The sequence below is a fragment of the Thermomonas fusca DSM 15424 genome (genome assembly GCF_000423885.1).
GTDB classification, from domain to species: domain Bacteria; phylum Pseudomonadota; class Gammaproteobacteria; order Xanthomonadales; family Xanthomonadaceae; genus Thermomonas; species Thermomonas fusca.
Window position 1 is genome coordinate 1 of sequence record NZ_AUIV01000002.1, and the last position, 22,075, is coordinate 22,075.

At 62.2% G+C, this 22,075-nt stretch carries 28 protein-coding genes; 8 read left to right on the forward strand and 20 right to left on the reverse strand.

Features of this window, described 5'->3' with window-relative positions; all coding sequences use genetic code 11:
* Window positions 1-269: ATP-binding protein (locus G582_RS0100975; protein ID WP_028838242.1), on the forward strand; the 269-nt coding region annotated here is incomplete at its 5' end.
* Window positions 270-282: 13 nt separating this feature from the next.
* Here the strand turns inward: G582_RS0100975 and G582_RS14965 are convergent.
* The 9 genes from G582_RS14965 to G582_RS0101020 form a co-directional block, all read right to left on the reverse strand.
* Window positions 283-1,329, reverse strand: coding sequence for a DUF3363 domain-containing protein (locus G582_RS14965; RefSeq protein ID WP_425476528.1), 1,047 nt, complete (start codon window positions 1,327-1,329; stop codon window positions 283-285).
* 436 nt (window positions 1,330-1,765) lie between these two features.
* Window positions 1,766-2,365: a S26 family signal peptidase gene (locus G582_RS0100985; RefSeq protein WP_004355992.1), complete on the reverse strand. Its 600-nt coding sequence runs from the start codon at window positions 2,363-2,365 to the stop codon at window positions 1,766-1,768.
* Window positions 2,362-2,907 carry a DUF2840 domain-containing protein gene (locus G582_RS0100990; protein ID WP_004355991.1) on the reverse strand — a complete coding sequence of 182 codons (546 nt, stop codon included), beginning with the start codon at window positions 2,905-2,907 and terminating at the stop codon, window positions 2,362-2,364. The genes G582_RS0100985 and G582_RS0100990 overlap by 4 nt, the downstream gene beginning before the upstream one ends.
* Window positions 2,904-3,176, reverse strand: coding sequence for a hypothetical protein (locus G582_RS0100995; protein ID WP_004355990.1), 273 nt, complete (start codon window positions 3,174-3,176; stop codon window positions 2,904-2,906). The genes G582_RS0100990 and G582_RS0100995 overlap by 4 nt, the downstream gene beginning before the upstream one ends.
* Window positions 3,173-3,811 carry a ParA family partition ATPase gene (parA, locus tag G582_RS0101000; protein ID WP_028838243.1) on the reverse strand — a complete coding sequence of 213 codons (639 nt, stop codon included), beginning with the start codon at window positions 3,809-3,811 and terminating at the stop codon, window positions 3,173-3,175. The genes G582_RS0100995 and parA overlap by 4 nt, the downstream gene beginning before the upstream one ends.
* Before the next feature lie 253 nt (window positions 3,812-4,064).
* Window positions 4,065-4,922, reverse strand: a complete 858-nt coding sequence (locus G582_RS0101005) for a replication initiator protein A (RefSeq protein WP_004355988.1) — start codon at window positions 4,920-4,922, stop codon at window positions 4,065-4,067.
* A gap of 26 nt (window positions 4,923-4,948) precedes the next feature.
* Window positions 4,949-5,242 (reverse strand): helix-turn-helix domain-containing protein, encoded by a 294-nt coding sequence (locus G582_RS0101010; protein WP_028838244.1) that lies wholly within the window; start codon window positions 5,240-5,242, stop codon window positions 4,949-4,951.
* A gap of 83 nt (window positions 5,243-5,325) precedes the next feature.
* Window positions 5,326-6,099, reverse strand: coding sequence for a DUF2285 domain-containing protein (locus tag G582_RS0101015; protein ID WP_004355986.1), 774 nt, complete (start codon window positions 6,097-6,099; stop codon window positions 5,326-5,328).
* Between the two features lie 324 nt (window positions 6,100-6,423).
* Window positions 6,424-6,774, reverse strand: a complete 351-nt coding sequence (locus G582_RS0101020; protein WP_004355984.1) for a DUF2958 domain-containing protein — start codon at window positions 6,772-6,774, stop codon at window positions 6,424-6,426.
* A 243-nt stretch (window positions 6,775-7,017) separates the two neighbouring features.
* Here G582_RS0101020 and G582_RS0101025 point away from each other — a divergent pair, with 243 nt between their 5' ends.
* Genes G582_RS0101025 through G582_RS0101035 form a run of 3 tightly spaced genes read left to right on the forward strand, consistent with a single transcriptional unit; the run spans window position 7,018 to window position 8,750 of the window.
* On the forward strand, window positions 7,018-7,308 hold the full coding sequence (locus G582_RS0101025; RefSeq protein WP_004355982.1) for a helix-turn-helix domain-containing protein: 291 nt from the start codon (window positions 7,018-7,020) through the stop codon (window positions 7,306-7,308).
* A gap of 8 nt (window positions 7,309-7,316) precedes the next feature.
* Window positions 7,317-7,880, forward strand: a complete 564-nt coding sequence (locus G582_RS0101030; RefSeq protein WP_004355979.1) for a TIR domain-containing protein — start codon at window positions 7,317-7,319, stop codon at window positions 7,878-7,880.
* A 33-nt stretch (window positions 7,881-7,913) separates the two neighbouring features.
* A complete protein-coding gene (locus tag G582_RS0101035; protein ID WP_004355978.1) occupies window positions 7,914-8,750 on the forward strand; it encodes a macro domain-containing protein in 837 nt (278 codons plus the stop codon).
* 105 nt (window positions 8,751-8,855) lie between these two features.
* Here G582_RS0101035 and G582_RS0101040 read toward each other — a convergent pair whose 3' ends face one another.
* Complete coding sequence (locus G582_RS0101040; protein WP_028838245.1) at window positions 8,856-9,170, reverse strand: DUF736 domain-containing protein; 315 nt, start codon at window positions 9,168-9,170, stop codon at window positions 8,856-8,858.
* A 1,069-nt stretch (window positions 9,171-10,239) separates the two neighbouring features.
* On the opposite strand from G582_RS0101040, the gene G582_RS0101045 reads away from it, so the two are divergent.
* On the forward strand, window positions 10,240-10,728 hold the full coding sequence (locus G582_RS0101045; RefSeq protein ID WP_248642632.1) for a hypothetical protein: 489 nt from the start codon (window positions 10,240-10,242) through the stop codon (window positions 10,726-10,728).
* A gap of 174 nt (window positions 10,729-10,902) precedes the next feature.
* On the opposite strand, the gene G582_RS0101050 is transcribed toward G582_RS0101045, so the two are convergent.
* From G582_RS0101050 to radC, 6 genes are all read right to left on the reverse strand, one after another.
* On the reverse strand, window positions 10,903-11,082 hold the full coding sequence (locus G582_RS0101050; protein WP_004355972.1) for a hypothetical protein: 180 nt from the start codon (window positions 11,080-11,082) through the stop codon (window positions 10,903-10,905).
* 88 nt (window positions 11,083-11,170) lie between these two features.
* A complete protein-coding gene (locus G582_RS0101055; protein WP_028838246.1) occupies window positions 11,171-13,246 on the reverse strand; it encodes a ParB/RepB/Spo0J family partition protein in 2,076 nt (691 codons plus the stop codon).
* 64 nt (window positions 13,247-13,310) lie between these two features.
* A complete protein-coding gene (locus G582_RS0101060) occupies window positions 13,311-14,138 on the reverse strand; it encodes a DUF932 domain-containing protein (protein WP_028838247.1) in 828 nt (275 codons plus the stop codon).
* A gap of 724 nt (window positions 14,139-14,862) precedes the next feature.
* Window positions 14,863-15,141, reverse strand: a complete 279-nt coding sequence (locus G582_RS0101065; RefSeq protein ID WP_028838248.1) for a hypothetical protein — start codon at window positions 15,139-15,141, stop codon at window positions 14,863-14,865.
* 65 nt (window positions 15,142-15,206) lie between these two features.
* A complete protein-coding gene (locus G582_RS0101070; protein ID WP_028838249.1) occupies window positions 15,207-15,557 on the reverse strand; it encodes a DUF2958 domain-containing protein in 351 nt (116 codons plus the stop codon).
* Between the two features lie 281 nt (window positions 15,558-15,838).
* Window positions 15,839-16,345 (reverse strand): RadC family protein, encoded by a 507-nt coding sequence (gene radC / locus G582_RS0101075; protein WP_028838250.1) that lies wholly within the window; start codon window positions 16,343-16,345, stop codon window positions 15,839-15,841.
* Between the two features lie 396 nt (window positions 16,346-16,741).
* Here radC and G582_RS17370 point away from each other — a divergent pair, with 396 nt between their 5' ends.
* The 3 genes from G582_RS17370 to G582_RS17375 are packed head-to-tail and all read left to right on the forward strand — an operon-like array spanning window position 16,742 to window position 19,006.
* Entirely contained in the window at window positions 16,742-17,884 is a 1,143-nt protein-coding gene (locus G582_RS17370; protein ID WP_083960882.1) for a Thoeris type III anti-phage system protein ThcB4, read from the forward strand.
* Window positions 17,885-17,886: 2 nt separating this feature from the next.
* Window positions 17,887-18,474, forward strand: coding sequence for a Thoeris type III anti-phage system protein ThcA (locus G582_RS0101085; protein ID WP_028838252.1), 588 nt, complete (start codon window positions 17,887-17,889; stop codon window positions 18,472-18,474).
* A 46-nt stretch (window positions 18,475-18,520) separates the two neighbouring features.
* Window positions 18,521-19,006: a TIR domain-containing protein gene (locus tag G582_RS17375; RefSeq protein WP_083960883.1), complete on the forward strand. Its 486-nt coding sequence runs from the start codon at window positions 18,521-18,523 to the stop codon at window positions 19,004-19,006.
* A gap of 3 nt (window positions 19,007-19,009) precedes the next feature.
* On the opposite strand, the gene G582_RS17380 is transcribed toward G582_RS17375, so the two are convergent.
* Genes G582_RS17380 through G582_RS0101100 form a run of 4 tightly spaced genes read right to left on the reverse strand, consistent with a single transcriptional unit; the run spans window position 19,010 to window position 21,914 of the window.
* Window positions 19,010-19,684, reverse strand: coding sequence for a uracil-DNA glycosylase (locus G582_RS17380; RefSeq protein ID WP_083960884.1), 675 nt, complete (start codon window positions 19,682-19,684; stop codon window positions 19,010-19,012).
* Complete coding sequence (locus tag G582_RS17385) at window positions 19,681-20,817, reverse strand: nucleoside triphosphate pyrophosphohydrolase family protein (RefSeq protein WP_028838254.1); 1,137 nt, start codon at window positions 20,815-20,817, stop codon at window positions 19,681-19,683. Before G582_RS17385 ends, G582_RS17380 begins: the two co-directional genes overlap by 4 nt.
* A 3-nt stretch (window positions 20,818-20,820) precedes the next feature.
* Window positions 20,821-21,447: an Nmad2 family putative nucleotide modification protein gene (locus tag G582_RS17390; RefSeq protein WP_083960885.1), complete on the reverse strand. Its 627-nt coding sequence runs from the start codon at window positions 21,445-21,447 to the stop codon at window positions 20,821-20,823.
* A complete protein-coding gene (locus G582_RS0101100) occupies window positions 21,447-21,914 on the reverse strand; it encodes a TIR domain-containing protein (protein WP_028838255.1) in 468 nt (155 codons plus the stop codon). Before G582_RS0101100 ends, G582_RS17390 begins: the two co-directional genes overlap by 1 nt.
* Window positions 21,915-22,075 lie beyond the last annotated feature (161 nt).

Here is a 22,075-nt window from a genome sequence, read left to right on the forward strand (position 1 = left end):
TGCTGCTGCTGGACGACTGGGGCATGACGCCGCTCGACCAGGCTGGCCGCCACGATCTGCTCGAAGTGATCGACGACCGCAGCAGCACGCGCTCGACCATCATCACCAGCCAGCTGCCGATCGAACACTGGCACGCCTGGCTCAACGACCCCACTGTCGCCGACGCCATCCTGGACCGCCTCGTCCATCGCGCCCATCGCATCGCACTCAAGGGCGAATCGCTGCGCCGCAAGACGCAGGAAAAGAGCAAAACCGCCACCCCATCGTGACCGCTGACTTACACTAAACCCCGCGCACAACGACCCCACCGACATCGGTCACGATCAAGCGAAACGCGCGGTCACGATCAGCGAAATACGCACCCAGGGCGCGCAGGGTCTTTTCCGCGTCGGCATGGACAGCCCATGTGCCGGGCTGCATCTCGCCGGCCAGGCCCAGGCGCTGCAAGCGTTGCAGGCGGCCGATCAGCAACAGGCGCTGGCGTTGCAGCCGCGGTTCGTTGAAGCGTTCGATCTGCACTCGGCCGTCCTCGCCGGCCTCGCGTTGCAGGGTGCGATCCAGGCTCGTCCACCGCTCTTGTTCCACCTCGCGCTGCAAGGTCTGCTGGATTTCGAGCTCCGTGCGCGGCCCCAGCCATTCGGTCGCCAGCTCAGCAGCGCGATGGCGGAAGCCATCGGCGATGTAGTCGCCCGCGATGATGAGGTCTTTGCCGGTGTCGTCGCGCCCACGCACGACGATGTGCGTGTGCGGGTTGTCGGTGTTCCAGTGGTTGACGGCTACCCAATCGAGGCCCGTGCCCAGGTCGGCCTCCATGCGACCCATGAGGTGCCGCGTATAGGTGCGCAGGTCTTCCAGCTCCGCGCCATCCTCAGGCGAGAGGATGAAGCGGAAATGGTGCCGGTCGTCGGCGCAGCCCTCCGTGAAGGCGTCGAGGTCGGCAGCATCGGTCTGTGGCCCGTAGGCTTGGCCAGGCTCGCCTTCGCGGCCTACGCCATCGCGCTCGATGTAGCGAAGGTGCTTGGCGAGCGACTGCGGGCTGGCCTGGCGCTGATTGACCAGCAGCGTCTTGATGGTTACGCGCCGCGACATGGGAGTGAGCTTCGCGCCCGCGAAGCGCGCCGCCGTGTGGCCGCGCCCGAGGCGCGAGCCGGGCCGCTGGCCGGAGTGCTGTCCGTTGCCGCCAGTGCGAGGACGGCGCATCGCCGATTTGCCGCCGCTGGCCTTGCCCGCCTGCTTGAGCACCTTCGAGACGAAGCCCTGGCCCCGGTTCATCGGGGCCTTTGGAGGGTTCGGGCGGATACGGAAATCGTCGTCTCGGCGGTCACTCATGGCTGTGCTCCCTGCAAGCTCTGGCGTGTCCGGTCGTGCAAAGCACGCGGACACACCCGCATTGGCGCGGGCCTCGCGCCACAAGCGGCACGGCGGCGAAGCCGCTGTGTGCCGCGCCACCCCCATGTGCAGACTGGCTTTCGACGCGGCCCGGTGCCGCGTCCTTTTGTCTTGCCTTCCGCCTTTGCCCCTCGCTGGCGCTTCGGGCAGCGGTTGCCCGGCGGCGCTACTGCGCGAGCAGCCAGCGCGCCGGCGAACGCGGCGACGGCCATAGGCCGGGCGCATTCGAGGCAAGACGCCTGCACATGGGAAGGCAGCGCGAAGTGCAGCGCGGATGCGCTCGCACTGCACACGCGACGACATGCGGAAAGCCACCGGATCGGCACGCCCGATGGCACGATGAGATGCACGGCAACGTGCAGCGAATCGGCGGCCATCATGGGCGAGACTCCAGCCAGACCGGATGCGCGACGCTGATCACGGCGGATACGCTGACCGGCCCGAAATACCGGCTGTCGAACGATGCCGGGTTGGTCACGCTGAGCAGGAACAGTTCGCCGGAATTAAGGAGACGGCATTGCTGCCAGGATGGCAGCGGCCGGCCCCAACGGTCAGCGGGCAGCACGGTGGCCGAAGGCAGGCCGTCGATGCGGACGATGCGGCCAGTGATGCACACCTCCTGCGGAGCGACAGCGCCCACGCGCTTGAGCAGCGGCACGCGCGCCGGCAGGTAGCCGCGCTGCGCGGCCAGCGCGGCAGCCTCTGGCGGCAGCGTGGTCAGCACGATGCTGCCCACGGACAAAGGACGTGGCAGCGAGCCGGCACCGTGGTCCAGCGAATCGACGCGATACCAGCCGACCGCCACACTGTCGGACGGGTTGTAGATCAGGCGCGGCAGCGGATGCGCGAAGGACGCCCAACCCAGCGCAGCGAGGCCGCAGGCGGACAGGCCCGCCAGCACGATGCGGGTGCGCAAACGTGCGCGGGGTCGCGGGCGAGCACGCGATGCGGTGCTGGCAGTAGAAACGGCGGTCATGGCAGCGCCCTCCCGATCAGCCAGGCGGCGTGCCGCTCGGCGGTGTATTCGGGCAGCGGCAGGCGCGCGGCGAGGCGGTTGGCGAGCGTGCGCCAGTACGCGGGCGAGGCGCCGACAGGCGCAATGCCCAGCGCCTCGATGGCGTCGATGCGCTCCAGCACGGGGCGCACCTGGTTGTCACCCTCGGCGTGCAGCAGCAGGCGCGCGCCCGGCTGCACGCCGGGGATGCGCTGCGCCGCATCGAACGGCGTGCAAGCCTGCATCACCATGAGCTGCCAGCGCACGGTGCCGTAGTCGTTGGCCTGCCAGCGGACGCGGCACAAAACCGCGTTCGGCAGGAACACGGCGCTGCGCCGCCAGCGGTCGAGCCGGTGCGTGCGCGCGGGTTCGCCAAAGCGCAGGTAGAGTTTGAAGCGCGGTTCGATGTAGGCCAGCGCCACGCGCGTCAGCGGCGCGCTGGCAGGTTGGCCGGAAGGTGCTGCGAGCGCAGCCGTGGCCGCGCCAGCGGCGGACACGTTGGCAGATGAAGCGGATGCGGTCATGGCGTGTTCTCCTTGCGGTGTTCTGGAAACTCCCGCTCCAGCAAGCTGCGCAGCAAGTCAACCACGGTCACGCCTTGCGTGAAGGCCGACACCTTGATGCGCGCCCGCATGGCGGGCGTGATGTCGAGGGTCAGACGCGCGGTGTAGAGGTCGCCCTTGTTGAGTGCATCGGCGTCGCCCTGGCGAATCCACGCCTCGGCGTGCGGATTCGCGGGCGGGCGCGCGCCGATGCCGACGCGCTTTGCGCGTATGGGTGGCTTCGCTGTCATGTCGGCCACCGCAGCAGTTCATCGACCAGCGCGGTGATTTCACGGGCGGCGGCGCTGTCCGGCGCCGTCTCGCGTGCAAGCCGGCCAGCGGCCACGCTGTCGGCGAACACGATGCGCTGATGTACTTCCGCGCGCAGCGCGGGGAGCGGCTGGTCGGCGAGCGTCTGACGCGCTTCGCGCCCGATCACGGTGGTACTGACGCGCCGATTGATAACAAAGGCTGCGCGGAGCAGCGGCCGAAACACCTGCGCCTCGCGGATCAGCGCCACCATCTCGGCGCTGGCCCACAAGTCATAGGGGCTGGGCTGCACCGGGATCAGCACGCGCTCGGCCGCCAGCAGCGCGGAGCGCGCCAAGGCGGCAATCCTGGGCGGCCCGTCGATGACGACGTGATCGGCCCGCCTGGCGAGTTCTGGCGCCTCTTGGTGCAGCGTTTCGCGTGCGAGGCCCACGGCGCTGAACAGCCGTGGCAAGCCTTGCTGGCTTCTGCGCTGCGTCCAGTCCAGCGATGAACCCTGCGGGTCGGCGTCCAACAGGACGACGTGCTGGCCGCGCATCGCCAGCTCGCCGGCGATGTGCGTGGCGAGCGTCGTCTTGCCGACGCCGCCTTTCTGGTTGAGTAGCGCGACGATCATGGCCTGGCCCCCCATGCTGGAAAGCCGGGCTTTGGCTGCTGCGTTTGTTGCCGCGTGGCGGTTATCCACCGCAGCGGCGTTTTCCTACTAAAAGTTAGAGAAATGAAGTTAGGGAAGTTAGAGGGCGAGGAAACCCAGTACTGGCGCGGGCTTGCGACCGATCGGCACGCCTGATAGCACGATAGTCCCACGCCTGATAGCACGATACCCCGCACGCCTGATAGCACGACACCATCCACAGGCTTTCCCGGAGTTATCCCAGTGCCGTCGGCGGCACGGGCCGGAACGTCAGCAGCTCCATGCCGTTGTCCGGCATCCGCTCGATGCCCAGGACGTAGCCGGGCAGCGACTGCCGCGCGACGAGCGCGCGCAGGTCGCAGGCGAAGTCGTAGGGCTTCGCGGTACTGCCCGATTTCTGGTGCAGGTAGCGAAAGTCGAACTGCCAGCCGTAAGCCTGTTTGCCGCCGTGCTTGCGCACCAGGCGGTACAGCCATCGCTCGATGCCGCCCGAGAGCCGGAAATACGCCGGGTCGATGGTCAACACCAGCGCGGCGTCGAGCACGCCCGCATAGAACCAGTCCGGCAGAATCAGTTCGATGCCCAGCGGCGTGCCGCTGGCATCGGCCAGCTCCTTCCATTCGTTGATCCACGAGAAACGATGCAGGCGCCGCCCGGTCGTCTCGCGGATCGACGTGGCCACCGTGGTCGATTGCAGCCGGTCGAGCGCGGCCTTGAGGCGCTGGTAGTCGCGCAGCGACTTGCCGCGCCCGATGAAGCGCAGGATCTCGTAGGGCGTGGCGCGCATCAGCCGCGACGGCCGCAGGCCCGCGTCCTTCGCCTCCACGATCTGCGAGGCAGCCCAGATCAGCACGTCCGCATCCCAGATTGTGGCGATGCCGTGCTCCTGCGTGCCTTCCACGCGGATCGTGACGTTGCCCGCGCGGAAGTCGATGGGCTTGACCCGCTTGGATTTGCCGAGCGAGAAGAACGGATAGGCCATCAGGTCTTGGCTGTCGCGCGGCGCCATGTCGCCGGGCAAGGCGCGGAACAGGTCGAGCTGTTCGCGCTCTTGCGTCGGCCGCTGCCGCATGGGCAGCGCGGTGCTGGACATGGCGATGGCCTGCCGCGCGCCGTCGATCAGCGCGCACGGCTGTCGGCCGAGTGGTGCTCGGCGTATTCGGGATCGGAGGTCGTCTCGAAACTGCGGTCGGCGGCCCAGGTGTCGAGGTCGGCCACGGCGTACATGACGCGCCGGCCGAACTTGCGAAAGCGCGGGCCGCCGCCGATCACGCGCTGCTTTTCCAGCGTGCGCGGCGATAGGCGCAGGTACTCGGCGGCTTCGTCGTTGGTGAGATAGCGTTGGGGCTGCGGGGCAGCGGTCGAGGCAGTGGCCGAAACTGTTGCAGAGGGCCGCAAGGGAGCGGGACGCATGGTGTGAACCTCCATCGGTTGAAAACGCCCGGCCACACAGCGCAACCGGATGGAGGCAGTCTCAGAAGACGCGGCCCTTCTGCTCAGGGTCGTTTTGCGTTGCCTTCGAAACGGCCCTTCTCAAGCGGCGGAAGCTGTGCTAGGCAGCGATAGCCGTTGCGCATCAACGCATCGCCGCGCCGCACCAGGCGGCGCACCTTGGAGCGCAGGCCTCCGTCGGCGTACCAATCGGCCACAGCATCCGCACCGAATAAGCCTTCGCCAACCTCGCGCAAGGACGCGCCCGCAAGGGTTGCGTCGAGCGCCTGCAAGGTGTGCAGCTCCAGCAATGCGGCGGGCGTTGGCCGGGAATTGACGATGAATAGGGCCGTGCCCAGCGAATGACTGCGCGCAGGCGCAACAGCACCGCCGCGATGGGCATAGGCGACGGCCATGCCGTCTTCCAGGCCGGGCGCCAGCGCGAAGCGCAAGCAATGGCCTGGGCTGCGAGCGATCAGCGCCAGCCCTTTGCCGTCGTGGAGCAGTTGCTTGTGGCCGGGAATGCGCCAGAACGCGAAAACCGTGGCATCGAGTGGCGGATCGGCATCGGGATAGAGCTGCACCACAGCGGCATGGCCGGGCAACCAGGCTGGATGCGCGTCACGCGCGTCCAGCGCCGGATTTTCCAGCAGGCGCAGGCCCCAGCGATGCGCCGCTTGCTGTGTGCTTTCCGGTCGGCGATGGTGGCGCAGCCAGTCAAGGCGGTAATCGGGATGACGGCGCAGGTACTCCCAAGCCAGCGCGAGCGCGTCCAGCCACAAGACGTACAGGTAGGCCGCAGTCGGATACCAATGCGCGACGTGATGAGGATCGACCATGACGCCTCCTCCTGTGAACAGGAATCGCCGCCGCGTCAGGACTACGTGCTACATCGCCATCGTCCGAACGTCATGGGTGAAAAAGTTGGATAGGCGTTGGCAAGACCGATCGACTCCGAAGCGCTGCGGTTTCCGTCTCAATGCTGCGGCGGCAGCGCCCCGATCGTGGGACGCCGTACAGGCCAGCCTGGCGCAGCAGGCGCAGGAGATCATGACTATTTGGATCAGACTGACTGGGGTATGCCGCAACAATGCCGATTGAGACCGTCCCGGCATGACGTCAGACTGAAAAAGTCACAGTAGGCGGCGTCCCGCCGGCCGTATTCAGTCCGGGATAGCTCCGTCATGCTCGGCCAGTCGGGTGTATTCCGCCAGCGTGCGCGTGGGCTGGAAATAGAGATCGCGCATCACCGGCTGCTTGCGCGGCCCGACGATACAGGCCAGCTCGGACAGCTTGACGGTGCCTTGCGCCGGCATCCCGATCCCCAGGTCGATGAGACCCCAGGCGGTGTCGCCATCGGCGGGATCGAGCGCGGCCAATAGCCAGGTTATATGCGCGTCCGGCGTGAACAGTCGAACCACAGGCACCGGGTCGATGGTTTCGCCAGCGGCGCGGGCCTTGCCGTTGGCGAGCAGTTGCGCACGCTCCGAGTCGGTGGCAAGTGGCTGGGGCATGGTCGGAAATCCCACAAGTCCAATGATGCACGGATGCGGTTTCACGCCGAAGCGCAGAACCGCGAAACCGGATTTGCGCCTTCGTGCTCAAGCACGGATGCGCTTGCGTGGCTTTGCTGGAACCCGCCGATGCGGATTTCCGTAAAGTCACGAAACCGGAAAATAACATAAGATGAACACTATAGATTGTAGCTCTATAGAGCGCAATAAGCTGTCATCTTGGTTTTCGAAGGGAAACCATAGGTGGCGGCTCGGTACTCATTGGCGAAGGCGTTGAAGACGGTCAGAAAAGCGCGGGGCTTGAGCCAAGAAGCGTTTTCGGACGTGTCGAGCCGCACCTACATGAGCACCCTTGAGCGCGACCTTAAAAGCCCGACCTTGAACAAGCTGGCCGAGCTGTGCAAGGTCATGGAAGTGCATCCGCTCACGCTGCTGACGCTGGCCTATGCCGGGGACAGCACGAGCAAGGCCGAGGAGTTGTTGGCGCAGGTGCGCCGTGAACTTGAGGCGGTATTGAATTCAGATGGAGATTGAGAAGCGCAATGGCATATAGAAATGGAAACTACACCGCCTTTTATGTTGCAGAGCCATTCAATCCCAGCTCGCTGGGCGCCAATGCGACAAAAGATTTTCAGTATTATAATGTCCTGCGGATGTGGAAAGGCGCTGATGCGACGTTCCCCTTCGTCGATTCGCACGATAAAACATACAGTGTCCGTGATGGCAGCGATTGGGAATACACCCTGAAACCGAGACTTAGGGAACGCCTTCGGAACTCGAAGAACATCATCCTCATATTGAGTTCGATCACGACCAACTCCCGTGCCCTCCGAGAAGAAATCGACTACGGGATCAACGACCAGGGGCTACCCGTCATCGTCGTCTACCCTGAATATTCCACCAAGGAAAGCCTGCTTATCGGTGGATCATTGAAGCAGGCTGTCAAGAACCTGTGGGAAAATCTTCCGGTGCTCCGGGATTCGATGAGCAAAGTTCCTACGCTTCATGTTCCGATGGACAAGGCGCTCATTAAGAGTGCCTTGCAGGATGGTGGATTCATGGTTGGGAGTAAGAAGACCCCAGATATCTATAGGTACAACCCATAATCATTTGGCACGTCGGAGCAAACGGCCCACGTCATGGTGAAGGTCAACTTTTTTGACAAGCGGGTCATCAAGAAATTCCTTGAGGTCACCGCTGTCGTCAGCGGTACGCTGTCATTCGTGGTTATTTTTGTTGACGTCCCTGCCGAGTGGAAGCTGAAGGCTGGATTGGCTTTCTTGGCAATACTGGCACTCACCTACTTGGCGATATGGCTCTGGTCGAACAACCTAAACAGTATCGACATCAATGTCGAGGGCAGCGATGTCGCGATCAAGACTGGCGATATTTTCCAGCAGCCTGGATTGAAGGCAATCGCCTTCAATGAATATTTCGATACGCAGGTGGACAACAAGATAATTGGGGAGACTTCCCTCAACGGCGTTTTCATCCAGAAGCATCTCGGCGTCCCGCTCTCCGAGCTAGACCGTCACATCGAGGAATACGCTTTTGATAACAGCGAAGTCCTGGATGAAAACGAGGCCAGGAAACAGGGGAAGAAGAAAAGGTATCAGATTGGCACAATCTGCCTATACAAAGACTACCTCCTGACCGCGTTCTCCAAGTTCGACGAGAACAACAAGGCGCTGCTGACAATGCCGGAGTACCTTGAGTTTCTCATCAATTTCTGGGACAAGGTAAACAACATCTACGCCCAGCAAAGCGTATCTACCACGATCTTCGGTTCGGGAATAACGCGGATCAAGGGACACAAAAACATCTCCGACGAGGATCTCCTGAAGATAATGCTGTGGACGTTCAGAATCAGCGAAATGCGATTCAAGTACCCCGCGAAGCTGACCATCGTGATTCACGAAGACAAGATTGACCAGATCAATCTTCTCGATATTAAATCCGCCAGGAACGGCGTGTAATCTCCAATAGGAGTTCGGGGCGAACCTGCTGCTCATGGGTGCTGTCTGGGCAGGTACTGCATCAGCAGCACAGCGCCCCGCCGCGTGGGCGGGACGCTGCGGCGGTCACGCCGCCTGGGGCTTGCTGCGCGACCAGATCAGATCGTGCGTGCCGCCCTCGCCTTCGATCAGGCGGGCATAGACCGTGGCCGGGAACGAAGGATCGTCGAGGGTCACGGAGATGTACTCCCGCCCGGCCTCGCTGGTCTTCTTCCACGCCGCGCCGATGTCGTGGCCGGCGGCCTGCAGGCGGAAGTCCGGGGCCTTCTCGTTGTCCCCCTTGTCGTTGGGCACCAGCTTGACCTTGACGTTGAGCGTCAGGGTGCGAAGCGTGCCGGTGAAGCCGTCTTTGTCGGTGGCGAAGGTGCCGATGTTGGCCATGATGGATCTCCTTTCGGTTGAACAAGGTTCGCGCCCATCGCGTCCTTGTTGTGATCCGGCCGGCGGGGGACGGGCGGGCTGCACCGCTTGCGGCCGCAACGCTGTGGAGGGCCGGGAGGCGAAAAGAATTTGTCCCGCGAGGAATCTGCGCAGCAGAGGGGAAATTGTTTTCGCCGGACGGTTGCAGCCACGAAGCCCGAGGCGCAGCCGCGCCACCGCCAGGATTCACAACGAGACAAGGATGCTTTGGGCCGAACCGCTCCGAAAGGAGATAGGGCCGGCTCGACATCCCCGCACGAATGCTTCTCCGGCTCGCACATTGACGCGGGCCAGGTCATTCCCCCAACGACAAGCGAGAACGCCCCTGCCGCACCTTGCGGCGCCGGTTTTGAGGCGTGGCGTGGAAGCTCCATAGCGATGCCGGGCGGGTTGTCCGTGAACCGTCCTTCGTGACGTGATGGGCAGGAACCGCCAGCGTCGAGGACGGTACGCATCCGCACAACCTGCCGGAGAAAGCGCCAGCGTGTTCACCAGCACCCCGTCCCCTCGCCGCGGGGCGCTGGTCGGGCCGATCCAGCGCAGCCGGTTCGGCCGCATCGAGGGGCGCCAAGCTGTGCGCGGCGGGGATAGCCCGCAGGGCTTTCCCCTGGAGGCAAGTAGAGCGCGCAGCGCCGCAGGCGCGAAGGCGTGAGGGATTGGAGCCGAATGGCCGTGACGACAAAGACGGCACGGGGCGCAGCCCGCAAAGCCCGGCGGTGCAAGGCACCGACACGCCCAGGAGCGTCGCAGCATCATTCTGCCATATGCGCAACAAATATATTTGGCGCACAAAACATCATTTTCATGCAAAAATATCGACCATCATGCACAACATAGCCAACTGAGGTGAATCATGACCTTCCGAGCAGATGAAGCAGCACGCGCCGGGTACGAGGAAGTGGAGAAGTACCTTGTCCCCCGTCCCCGGGACGCCGATGAGGCCCAGCGGGCGCGAAGCAGGAGGGCGCTAGAGGACATAGCTGACGGGCTGGGGCCAGTCGTTGACCGATACCCTTCGTGGCATCCGCTGGTGCGCAATCACGATAGCCGCCATCCCGTCACCGTCCCCAGCGATCGTTGCGGCTACAAGGGGCTGGATCACACGAGGTTCTTCGTCAACGGATTCATCACCTGCCCGTATGGTGATGGCCAAGAGGTTTTAGATTCCGTTCTGGCACTTCCCCGCCACCACGCGGCCTACATCACGGCGGAAAAGCTGGATGTGCAGTTCTACAACCCGCAGACGACGCCCATTCTGGTCAAGTGTCATTGGGAAGAACTTTTCCCAGACCACATGATTCCGCTGTCTGTCGCTGTCCCCCTGCTTCTGGAGAAGGAAGTCCCCTGCTGGACGTGGTCGCAAGTCGCCGAGACCTGGGAGTCGATGCGCTCGTATTTCCTGGGTGCGCCTCACGGTGCCCGGTCATCGCTGTTCGTAAGCCAGGAAACTGGACAAGGCATCAAAAAGGTCTGGGAGACGCTGATCTACACAGGGATGTTTGGCCCGATCAAGGTGTGATGGACGCAACGAGGCATCTCAAGTGATACGCCAACGCCGCCTGCGCATAAGCGTAGGCAGCGGCGTTCTCGTTCGGCTGTTGGCCTTGAACACCGGGCGCGGCCACTGCCGCGCCCGGATTTTTGCGCCCACCGCGCCCAGGACGGAGCGGCCTGGGCGCGGTGCTGATCGCGGCTATTCCTTCGTCTCGATGATCCACCACACGGCCCGCGCCAAGGCGCAGCCCGTGACGGGGTGAATGTCGGTGAGGTCGGCGTATGCCGTCCAGCCCGAGGGCGGACGATAGCCGCACACGTCGCCTTCGCCGTGCCAGCGGCGGGCGCGTACCGTGCCGGGGGCGTAGATCGCCGCCATGCGCGGGCGGCTGGTGGTGGTGTGGGTGGCGGTTCTCCTTCTAGCGAAGCGCCTCGGTCGGGGCCGGGGCGCTTCCCTTCGGCGCGGGTCAAGCGGCCAGCGCCTCGGCGGGTTCATCCGCCATTGCTTCTGCATCCTCCGGGGCGTCCTGCTCCGGGCCTTCTTCCTGCGCGCCTTGCTGCGTTGCCTGCTGCGGACCTGCGACCTTGAAGATGGCGGGCATCCACCCCGTGCCATCCGCCAGCCGTTCGGCTTCGCTGGCAATGTCGGCCTTCTTGAGCTTCGCCAGCCGGTTGACCTGCTCGGGCGCGTACTCGCCCACGGCATCCAGAATCACGGCCTTGGAAACGTGCTTGAAGTAGCCTTCTGCGGTTGGCTTCCACCATGCGGCCATATCGAGGCCCACGGCCTGCGCCAGTTCCTCGCCGCGTTGGTGCGTCGTGGCGCGGGGCGTCACCACGTCCACCGTTGCGGCAACGCATACCGCCAGCAGGCGTACCAGCTCGTCTTGCGGCTTCGCCAGCAGCACGGCGAACAGTTCGGCGCTGTCCTCCGGCAAGCCTTCACCGGCCACCTGTTGCAGTTCGCGCAGCGCCACGGCGGCAAGCGATTGCGGCCAGTCCGGGGCCATGCCTTCCAGTCGGTCTTGCACCGTGAGGCGCACGCCCAGCGGCAGATTGTGGCCGTAATGGCTCCCCTGCAAGACAGTCTGCACCATGCCATGCACCACGGCAGCCAGCGCCGCTTGCGGATGCCGGGCCACTTCGATTTGCAGCGCGGCGGTGCGATGGGCGCTCAACCGTTGCGCCAGCCGGTCGGACATGGCTGCGGTCTTGGGCTGACTGTCGTCGTCTCCGTCCTCGCCTTCGTCATCGTTATCGGCATCCTCGCCGCCGGAACCTTGCCGCAGCCGTTCCAGCGTGCGCAATGCCTTGGCCTCAGCCTCGCGCATCAGGCCGCGATGAATGACGGCCTCGCCATTACGGTCGATGGTGACGATGGCACCGGCTGCAGCCTTCACGTTCGAGCCGTAGCCTTGCAAACTATCTTCCAGCGCCTGCAACTGCTCGCCCAGGGCTTCGCCTTCCTCCTGCAAGGCGTCGGCCTTATCCTCGTCGTCGGCATCCATCGCCGCATCCACGGCTTCACCGATGGCCCGCATCTTCTCCTGCAGCCGCTCGATGCGCTGCGCCTCGCGCTTGGACGGCTCGCGCCGTTCCCTCGGTGCGCGCTGGAAGACGTGCAGGTCGGCATGGGTCACGCCCGGCGTGGCATCCACCCAGGCCCAGCCCTCGGCCTTCACCTCGGCGGCAATGCCCGCCAGCCGGTCTTGTGCCAGCTTGTCCAGCAGCGCGGAATCGATCAGATACACGCCCGCGTCACCTTCCGCGAACAGGTCACGGCGCACGCCACCGCCTGCGGCTTCGTAGGTATCCAGTCCCACGAATCGCACCAGCGGGTGCCGGTTCGCGTCAATCTCGCGCTCGGTGAGGCGTTCGCGCAAGTTGGACGGGTGCCGCTGCCAAGTCGGCGCATCGTAGAACGCGCTTTCCTGCGCGGCGTGGTCGTCGGTGATGGCAAGGGCCATCAATTGATCGAGTGTGACGGCATCGGCGCGATAGTCGGCCATCAGGCGCGGCGAGACGTTCGCCAGCTTCAAGCGGCGCTGCACCACCAGCGGCGTCACGCTGAAATCCGCCGCAATGTCCTCGATGGGCCGACCTTCGGCCACCAGCGCGGCGAACGCCTCGAACTGGTCTGCCGCGTGCATGGCTTCGCGCTGCACGTTCTCGGTGAGGCTGGCGGTACGGGCGGTGCCATCGGCTACCAGCAGGCAAGGCACCTCCCAATCTTTGGCGATGCGGTGCTTCTTTGCCAGTAGCTTGAGGGCTGCGAAGCGACGGCCACCTGCCACGACTTCGTAATGCTCGCCATCGGCGGCGGCGATTACGATCAGGTTTTGCAGCAAGCCCACGCGCTGAATGGACGCGGTCAGTTCGGGGATGGACATGCGCGGGGTCTTGCGCACGTTGCGCCCCGTGGGGCGCAGCACCAGCCGCGACAGGGGAACCAGAATCAGGTTCTTGCTCGGGTCGGCGGCTTCCAGCGGAATAGCGGCGGCGGTGTTGATGGCGCGGGCTTCGGTTTGGGTAATGGCGTTCATGGTGTATCTCCAATCGAATGAAACAAGGAATGGAGGGGAAACCGCCCCTCCGGCGGGGGACGGATCAGGCTTTGAGGGCGCGCATGCCATCGGCCAGCAGCCACAGGGCGCGGTTCAGACGGATGTTTTGGTCAATGCCCTGCACCGGGCGCGTGCTCTGCCTGCGGCCATTCGCGGCGCGGCCATGCAATCCGCCCTTGGTCAAGTTTTCCTGCGTGCGGTTGAACACGCTCCACAGGTCGGGGCGACGGTCGTCGAACCGGCGCGGCATCAGGATTTGCGATTCGGTGATGGGCGCAGGCTTGTCCGGGTCGTCGTACTTGAGGGACAGCGCGGCGCGGGCGAACACTTCGGATTCGCCATCGTCCAGCGTGATGCCGCGCATCAGGTCGCGCGATGCCTTCACCTGCTCGAAGCCGCCCAACACTTGATAAGCGCCTTCGATGACGTGTCCGGCCACGTCGCCTTTGTGGGGCACGCGCACATCGGCCACGGTGTCGCCGCAGACAAGGCCATTGCTGCAAACGAAACGGAACATCCCGGCCAGCATCTGATAGCTGCTCGTCCCGTCATGGGAATTCAGGAGGACGATTTCATTGGCTTCCGCGCCGTTGATCTGGCTGGCGTGGCGCAGGCGCAGCATGTGTTTCGTGTGCTCGCGCTTGCCTTCATCGCGCACGCGGGTCTGCGTCACCATGAAAGGCTGGAAGCCTTCTTTGCGCAGTTCGGTCAGCACGGCGGCGGTGGGGATGTAGCTGTACCGCTCGGAACGGCTCTCATGTGGGGCGTCCGCGAAGATGGACGGGGCCACGCGGCGGATTTGGTCATCGGACAGCGGGGAGTCGCTGCGCAGCGACGGGGAGCGGGAAGCGAAACGGGATGCGAGTTGCATGATCTTTCTCCTGACAAAAAAGGGGGTTGCTGTTCACACCGCACACCGGATTCCAAGATTCGGAGCCCAGCCTTTCGGCTGTTCGGTGCGGTCGGCACGAAGAACCCGGTTGGCCTCGTTGCCACCGTCTTTCCTGAGTTCATCGCCCGCGACGGTCAGGAGCGCGCGGACGGGGGCCGTCAAGGAAACAAGCGCAGGGTGGGTGCGGCCCGCAGGCGCAGCCGAGGACACGGCCCTGCGCGCCTTGACGGCACATGGCCGCGGGCTACAGTCGCGAGCAAGGTGATGGAGTCAGGGGAGACGGCTGAACAGGCAACGGCCATCCTGTGCGCCGACCGCATGGCAAGCGAAGCGCGCAGGCCCGGATCTGGAAGCCGGGCCGGAGACGTCAGCCGAGCGGAGCGAGGGAACGATGGAAGCCCGACATGGGGCGAGACGCCGCAGGTGGCTCGATGCGCAGCACGACAGCGCGACCGGCCATGTTTCTTGGCCGGGGACGCCCAGACTGCAATCCTCAACGAACACCACGCCCAGGACGGCCCTCATGCGCAAAGCATCGAGGAGCGGCCTCTGCTGCTGGAACTGCGATTGGTATATGGCCGATCCGGCGCATCCGGTTCGGCGGTCTTTGAGGGGCGCCAAGCCTGCGCGGCGGGGATAGGCCGCAGGGCTTTCCCCTGGAGGCAAGCGAAGCGCGGAGCGCCCCGTCAGGGGCGCGAAGGCTTCAGGCCGAGTCGTCAGGACGCAGGGTGGATTCCGAAACCGGCATCCACGGCGAGCACGAGTTCAGCAGATAGCGCGCGCCGCGCGCGTACAGCCCCGAAGGTTCGGCAGGTCGGTAGAACCCGGTAACGCGGCGCCGGAACTGCAAGCCGGCATCGTTCGTGTAAATCACCGCGTCGCCGATCTTGAAGCGCAAAGGCTGGCCGTTCTCCGGCGCGAATGGCTTGAGTTCATCGTGCTGCGCTGTGATTTCAATGATGTAGTCGTGATGGCTGCTCATGGCATTGATTTCCTGTAACGGTTGAGAAAGTGCAAGGAGCGCCTTGCGGCGCTCCAAGGGCCGGGTCAAACGACGACCCGCCCAGCCAGGCGCGCATCGCGCGCATAGGCGCTCAAGCGCTTCTCGGCGCCGAACGACAGGTCACGCTCAATCGGCAGGCCCAGCCCACCGCGCACAGTCGCCAACTCGCCCAGGCTGACCCAGCCAAGTTCCTGCATCCCCAAGCCCAGGTCGCATAAGCCGAAGGCGTGATCGTGGTCGTCGGGATCAATCTCGGTCAGCAGCCAGGTCGCGCCGGCGTCCGGCGTGAAAAGCTTGACTACGGGCTCCGGATCGAAGTCCGGGTTTTGCAAGGATTCGCGGCCATTGGCCAGCAGCATCACGCGCTGCTCATCGGTGATGAGTGCGTTGTTCATGGTGAACTCCTGAAGATTGCCGGGCGGAATTGCCCGTCACCTCCGGGTCACGGCGCAGCGCAAGCGGTCAGGGGTCGAAGACGGCCGGAGGCCGCCAGCGTGCTTGCACGCGCAGCCCTTGACGGCGAGAACGCCGTGGCACGATGAAGGGAACAGCAAGACCGCCCCACCCCACCACCCACGCAGACCTGCCTTCGGCAAGTGCGCAGCACGCGCAGGCCCGCGAGGGCCGGAGTTGCACCGCTGGGCGGAGCAAAAAAAGGGGGCCGAAGCCCCCGTGGTCAGAGCAGGCCACATTCGGCGAATGACGTAGTGACTGCGCCACCCACGACGATGTGATCCAGCGTGCGCACGTCCACCAGCGCCAGGGCCTCCTTGAGGCGCTGGGTCAGTACCCTGTCGGCCTGGCTCGGCTCGGGACTCCCGCTCGGATGATTGTGCGAAAAGACCACCGCTGCCGCGTTGAGCCGCAGGGCCTCCTTCACCACCTCGCGCGGATACACCGATGCCTGGTCGATGGTGCCGCGGAACAGTTCCACATACTCGATCAGCCGATGCTGGCTGTCGAGGAACAGCGCCGCGAAGACTTCGTGCCCGAAGCTGGCCAGCTTGGTGCGCAGGTAGTCCTTGACCAGCGCCGGCGAAGTGAACAGCGTTCCGCGTGGGTTCTTCAGATCGATGACCTGGCGTGCCGCCGCCAGAATCTGGTCCGCCGACGCCTGCAGGTAACGGCCCTGCGCGTCACGCACCAGCAGCGAAGAATCGAGAGACAGAGAAAGTTGCGACATGATCGTGCTCCGGTTGCTCAGGCGGAATTGCCTGGAACCGGCCGCAACACGGCGCAGCGCAAGCCGTCACAGGGTCGAAGACGGCTACGGCCGCAAGCGCCAAAGGCGCGCAGCCCTTGACGGCGAGAACGCCGTGATACGGTGAAGGGAACAGCAAGACCGCCCTCCCCGCCCACGCTGACTGACTGGGCAAGCGGAGCGCGCAGGCCTGACCAGGCCGGAGGCGTCAGCGATGGACGCCCGTAGGGGCGAGATGCCAAGAGCGGCTCGATGCGAAGTACGACAGCGCGTCCCGTTCGGGGACGCCCTGAAATCGGGTATCTTTAGAGCCAACAGATTCCCGAATTGGGTCTCGCCCGGTCTGATAGTCAGAACACCGCAATTGCGAGGAAAGGCATGCCAGCGCTATATCAACTTGCCCTGCTCGGCACCCCAACGGCAGCTCAAATTTCCGAACTTGAGGAAGTTGTCGGAAAGGCTGTCGGCATGTTCAATTTGCGGTTGGGGCATGAGATTGGATGGGAGGTTTGTCCCGATGAATTCAATCCAGACCAACAGCGATCGTCTGCGGCGGCATTTTTCGGAGGTCATGAGCCTCCCCTTGCGAATGTGGCAAGGCTCCTGGCGCGAGGCATCCCGCTGCTCCCAGTCGCCTCTGACATCAATCGAGTCGGCGCAGAAATCCCCGCCTTGCTGCAACCGCTCAACTGCTTGGCATACACCGCTGGCGGGGCGCAACGTGTCGCAACTGCTTTGCTGGAATGTGCAGGGCTCCTTCCTCGACAGCGCCGGGTGTTCGTAAGCTATCGGCGGGGCGAGGCTAGGGAAGCTGCCTTGCAGTTGTTCGATGCGCTGTCTGCTCGGCTATTCGATGTGTTTCTCGATACACATGGCATTCCACCTGCTGAAGATTTTCAGACCATGCTATGGCATCGGCTTTGTGACTCGGATGTCCTGCTGATGCTCGACACCCCAGGATACTTTGAAAGCCGTTGGACGAGTGCGGAATTCGGCCGCGCTCTGGCCAAAGGCATCAGCGTCTTGCGGGTGGGGTGGCCGGATACAACGCCTTCTGCGCGTACGGCGACGGCCAGTCGGGCGGAACTGCTACCCGAAGAAGTCGATCCGGCGACCGGACGCATCGCAGACGGCGCGGTGGATCGCATCTGTCTTCAGTTGGAGGAAGTTCGCAGCCAGAGCCATGCGGTTCGCTCTGTCAATCTCGTGAGCAATCTGCGCAACGCTATTCAAACAATCGGCGGCCAAGTTGTCGGAGTGGGCGCCAACAGAGCTGTTTATGTCCAACTGCCGGATGGGCGGAATGTAGTTGTTTATCCAACAGTCGGAGTTCCCACGTCAACTACATTGCACGATGCGTCTACGAATTCACCGGAACAATCCGTTGCCGTTGTCTACGATCACGTAGGCCTGCATCCTAGGTGGCTGGGCCATCTGGACTGGCTGGGTCAGCACATTCACTCCGCCAGGTGGGTTAAAGCCAGCGAGGCGGGTTGGCAATTCGCTGACTGGGCGGCGTAGCCATGAGCGCAATATTCCTCTCGGCCAGCGTGCCACTTGTTGGACGTGGCACCTACCACGAAACTGCCAATCCATTTCTCATCCAATGTGCGGTGAGAGAACTGGTCATAGCAGTCATTCGCCAGCACAAGATCGTCTGGGGTGGGCATCCTGCGATTACCCCGATGATTTGGAGCATATGTGAAGACTTGGGCGTCGATTACTCGCAGTCTGTCGTCTTGTATCAGAGCACGTTCTTTGCAGATGTGTTCCCTGAAGAGAACAAGCATTTCCAGAATGTAGTTTTCACTGACGCTGTCCCCAATGACAAGGCGGCGAGCTTGCTTGTCATGCGTGAAAAGATGCTCTCGCGTGCGGACCTAAGCGCTGCTGTGTTTATTGGTGGAATGGATGGGGTAGAAACCGAGCATGAGCTTTTCAGGCGATTCCATCCTGCAGCCAAGGTGCTCCCGGTGTCCTCGCCGGGCGGAGCGGCGTTGAATCTAGCCAAGGACCATGGCTATTTCACCGGTGAAGCGCTCGTTGATGTGGACTTCGCTCAGCTCTTCCATACGCACCTGGCGGTGCCCTTGGCTGGCAAACCAAGTTAATTCATTTCTCGGCGCTGGCCTCTAGAACATCAACCGAGGATTGTTCATGCCACGGAAAGTCTTCTACAGCTTTCACTATCAGCGCGACAGTTGGCGCGCCTCCAAGATACGCAATATTGGCGTTGTAGAGGGCAACCCGTCAGCGACCGATAACAAATGGGAAGAGGTGAAGCGAGGCGGAGACGCCGCGATCAAGCGCTGGATCGACGACCAATTGCAAGGGCGGACTTGCACCATTGTTTTGATTGGCACGGAAACGGCAAATCGCCCCTGGATTCGATATGAGATCGAGCAATCATGGAACAGCGGAAAGGGGCTCTTGGGGATACGTATCCACAAACTGCTGGACCACAACCAGCAACCATCGGTGGCGGGGGAAAATCCATTCGATTCATTTACCTTGAATGACGGTAGAAAACTATCCACCGTCGCCCGCGTCTACGATCCGCCAGGGACCAGCAGTAGCGCGGTCTACACCTCTATCAGCGACAACTTGTCGAACTGGATCGAAGCAGCGATCGCCGCGCGCTAGAAGTCAGAGCACTTCGTCAAACAACGATCCGGTACTCATGGGGTACCCATAGAGTTCCGAGATTTGCGACTGGAATTGTGTCTGTCCACCGTAGCTGGGGTGCCTCACGCAAATCACCGGCACAGCATCTGTGATGCGATGAGCTGCAGCGGCGGCATCGTTGCCGATGGCGACGATGCGAGAAGGCTTCAGCAGGACAATGAGTTGCTGGAGCAGTTCTTCGCCTGCTCGCCTTTCTTGCGCGTTGTGCTGGCGGTTAGTAAACGGATCTCCGGATTCATGCGGATGAAGGGGAAAGACGTTCCAAAGGAAGATGCGAGCATCAATGTGTTCCAGCATGCCCCATATGACCGCCGCAGTTCGCTCGGCTACAGCGCTTCCTATCGTGGGCCGCTCTGCGACCAGATCGAGATTCCAGCGCTTAGCGTGCTGGCCCATGTGCACGTCATCAGTCAGGGCTAAACCAGTACGGCGCCCTCCGCGATATCCGAGATCCCTTCCGATCCAGATGGCATCTACAGACTCCTCGGTTGCACGACGCAGCATGGCGGAGAGTGCTGCAGCGCGGCGCCGTGGCGCATCGCGCCGATCATGGACTTCACATCGATCCGAATACGGATTGAAGCAGTCTTCGAATTGCAGCGAAGCAACTGCCTCAACGAATGGATGGATCTTCATTTTTCGGACTCAAGTGACATGTATTTGATGGTGCGTTGTTCTCGGTTTCCAATGATCCAGCCGCCTTGATTTGCCTTGAGCTGTCGGAAAACAGCATACCCTTCCAGGATAGCTTTTTCCCAGAGCTTCAGCGGGCATTTCTCTACTTCATAACCGCTCACAAACTCGCCGATGGTTTTGAGAATTCCGAGTGAGACTTTCTCCTGATTCTCGAAGAAATTCAGTTCTTTGGCTCTTGAAAAAATCCAGGCAGCAACTCCTTCCTCAACGACGATGGCTCGGCCACTGTCCTGCTCTTCATCGAATTTCGGATTGCTCTTCCGCTTGTGCCTGATCAATGCCCGCATCACGGGCGACCAGTGAAGGATCGCCGCGTTAGCAAAATGGAAAACGTCATGGAACCGGTAGCCATCGCGGTCGGCAATGTTGTCAGTCAAAGGGTCTCCAATGAACACTCCATTCCATTGGAGATAGCTTTTGCCACTACCTCGTTGGTTGACGCGGATTCTGAATTCTCTGGGCAACTGTTCCTCGATTCCAAATTTACTATCGAAATCAAGGTCAAGCAGATCATCTGCTTGTGGCTCCAAGAACGCACCGCGAGCTTTACGAAGGTTGGAGCGAGCCACTTCCGAAAATGCTAGCTCGGCCGCATGGATTGCATCCAAGTAAGCCCGTGCGAACGCGACCAATTCAGTGCGCGCAGGGGTACTTCCCAATAGCGCTGCGGCTGACTGCCCCAAACGTACAAGAGTAGTGTCTAACGATGCAGGCGCAGCAATAGGCACTGCGATATAGGCCATTGCACCTTCGGCGATATCACTTGCAGCACCAACATTCTTGAAATTTCCGTGATTGGCCGCTTCCCCGAAGATCTCATCGAGAGGAACATTCAAGCGCCTGCAGATTGCAGCCAGGTACCAAAGGGTGTCGCCAAATTCTTCTTCCGCAGCTTTCTTAAAGCCAGGGTATGCCGATTTGTCACGAACATGTTTTTTAACCGTGGCCATTATTCCGCCAACTTCTCCGTACAGTCCTTGGAGAACCGGATTGAAGTCGCTCGGATTGAGCACGTCCGTGGCTGCAATTTCTGCAGCGTAATCCGAAAGCAAGAGGGAGCCTTCCTTTTTCATCGGTCACCTGCGAAGCGTCAGCCATTCAAAGGGGGCGCCTTGGTAGCCGCTCACGGCCAAGCTGCGTATCCAATGCTCAAGATTCGCGACCAATTGCGCATCGTCAAAGGTGGTGAGACCTATTCCAGTTTTACATAGAGGACGTCCCTGCTGATCATGCAACTCATTGGGAAACTCAGGCCCCTCCCCCCCAAAATATACGAAATCGTTGCTGATTAAAACCCTGTTGACGCCCGTATCACGAGCAACGTGATCAGGGTTCAGAGAGCCATCAGGGCGGGAGTGGAACGAATCGCGCTGTTGCCAAGCAGCCCCAGCCGCAACTCTGAAATAAATGTTGTCCCCGCAACTTTGCTTCCGACTGCCATTGCGGTACGGCTTCTTGGATTCAAAACGCGGGTCTCGGCCGTACTCGTCAAATGTCATTGCCTCGGTGACCCGCATCGCATAGACCAGGTGCCCACCGCGTCGAACACTTTGATCATTGCTTCCGCTGCCAACCACCCAATCACCAATGTTGGCGCTTCTTCGGATGCTGGGTTTGCAAGTCGCGAGCGTGCAGTAGCTGTAAAAGGGGTTGGGCGCAAAACCACTGTCGTACCGCACGACATAGGAGTGAATACGTGCCATCAGCAGGGATGCCGCTTGAGTGGAACCGGGTCGCAGGCACCGCCGTCAGGCTTTTCCCACGAATCCTTTCCGTTGATCGCGTCGATGATTGAATCACCGTTCCACCCAACCAGTGCGTCCGCATGTTCTTTCAGCGCATCCGGCAGGTCGCATTCCTTTTCGCCATGCTCCCAAACACCAACAATGCGCTTGCCCTGTTTGGCCGCGTATTCGATTTCCCAGTTCACCCAATCGCTGTTCTTGGTTTGGGGTGAGACATAGCAAATGAACACCCCAGCCCAATTGATGGCAGGCGCAAGGATCTGCGTCTTGATGTAGTGCTCATCAGTGGCATTGTTGAACTTTCCTGTGTGGATGGAGGAATCCCGGACTTCCACCCCCTTCGGCGCCAACAAATCCTTGAGCTTCTGGAGCCCATGATCGTCCTTATGGACATGGCTGATGAATACGTTCCTTTTGTCTGCCACCTGTCACCTCCATGGTTTCGCATGTTTTGATGGATCGTAACCGGGTTTACCGCCGGCGTGGTAGGGGCTCCTGGCCAGCTTGAGGTCGAACTGCTGCCGGACGGGCCGAGAGTCAAAATCCATCGCTTTGGGCGAGGCGAAGCGCGCTGGTTGGGACATGA

Bases quoted from the DNA above. Each gene is read 5' to 3' on its own strand.
- G582_RS14965 (WP_425476528.1), bottom strand. From the start codon at position 1,329: ATGAGTGACCGCCGAGACGACGATTTCCGTATCCGCCCGAACCCTCCA.
- G582_RS0100985 (WP_004355992.1), bottom strand. From the start codon at position 2,365: ATGACCGCCGTTTCTACTGCCAGCACCGCATCGCGTGCTCGCCCGCGA.
- G582_RS0100990 (WP_004355991.1), bottom strand. From the start codon at position 2,907: ATGACCGCATCCGCTTCATCTGCCAACGTGTCCGCCGCTGGCGCGGCC.
- G582_RS0100995 (WP_004355990.1), bottom strand. From the start codon at position 3,176: ATGACAGCGAAGCCACCCATACGCGCAAAGCGCGTCGGCATCGGCGCG.
- parA (WP_028838243.1), bottom strand. From the start codon at position 3,811: ATGATCGTCGCGCTACTCAACCAGAAAGGCGGCGTCGGCAAGACGACG.
- G582_RS0101005 (WP_004355988.1), bottom strand. From the start codon at position 4,922: ATGTCCAGCACCGCGCTGCCCATGCGGCAGCGGCCGACGCAAGAGCGC.
- G582_RS0101010 (WP_028838244.1), bottom strand. From the start codon at position 5,242: ATGCGTCCCGCTCCCTTGCGGCCCTCTGCAACAGTTTCGGCCACTGCC.
- G582_RS0101015 (WP_004355986.1), bottom strand. From the start codon at position 6,099: ATGGTCGATCCTCATCACGTCGCGCATTGGTATCCGACTGCGGCCTAC.
- G582_RS0101020 (WP_004355984.1), bottom strand. From the start codon at position 6,774: ATGCCCCAGCCACTTGCCACCGACTCGGAGCGTGCGCAACTGCTCGCC.
- G582_RS0101030 (WP_004355979.1), top strand. From the start codon at position 7,317: ATGGCATATAGAAATGGAAACTACACCGCCTTTTATGTTGCAGAGCCA.
- G582_RS0101035 (WP_004355978.1), top strand. From the start codon at position 7,914: ATGGTGAAGGTCAACTTTTTTGACAAGCGGGTCATCAAGAAATTCCTT.
- G582_RS0101040 (WP_028838245.1), bottom strand. From the start codon at position 9,170: ATGGCCAACATCGGCACCTTCGCCACCGACAAAGACGGCTTCACCGGC.
- G582_RS0101050 (WP_004355972.1), bottom strand. From the start codon at position 11,082: ATGGCGGCGATCTACGCCCCCGGCACGGTACGCGCCCGCCGCTGGCAC.
- G582_RS0101055 (WP_028838246.1), bottom strand. From the start codon at position 13,246: ATGAACGCCATTACCCAAACCGAAGCCCGCGCCATCAACACCGCCGCC.
- G582_RS0101060 (WP_028838247.1), bottom strand. From the start codon at position 14,138: ATGCAACTCGCATCCCGTTTCGCTTCCCGCTCCCCGTCGCTGCGCAGC.
- G582_RS0101065 (WP_028838248.1), bottom strand. From the start codon at position 15,141: ATGAGCAGCCATCACGACTACATCATTGAAATCACAGCGCAGCACGAT.
- G582_RS0101070 (WP_028838249.1), bottom strand. From the start codon at position 15,557: ATGAACAACGCACTCATCACCGATGAGCAGCGCGTGATGCTGCTGGCC.
- radC (WP_028838250.1), bottom strand. From the start codon at position 16,345: ATGTCGCAACTTTCTCTGTCTCTCGATTCTTCGCTGCTGGTGCGTGAC.
- G582_RS17370 (WP_083960882.1), top strand. From the start codon at position 16,742: ATGCCAGCGCTATATCAACTTGCCCTGCTCGGCACCCCAACGGCAGCT.
- G582_RS0101085 (WP_028838252.1), top strand. From the start codon at position 17,887: ATGAGCGCAATATTCCTCTCGGCCAGCGTGCCACTTGTTGGACGTGGC.
- G582_RS17375 (WP_083960883.1), top strand. From the start codon at position 18,521: ATGCCACGGAAAGTCTTCTACAGCTTTCACTATCAGCGCGACAGTTGG.
- G582_RS17380 (WP_083960884.1), bottom strand. From the start codon at position 19,684: ATGAAGATCCATCCATTCGTTGAGGCAGTTGCTTCGCTGCAATTCGAA.
- G582_RS17385 (WP_028838254.1), bottom strand. From the start codon at position 20,817: ATGAAAAAGGAAGGCTCCCTCTTGCTTTCGGATTACGCTGCAGAAATT.
- G582_RS17390 (WP_083960885.1), bottom strand. From the start codon at position 21,447: ATGGCACGTATTCACTCCTATGTCGTGCGGTACGACAGTGGTTTTGCG.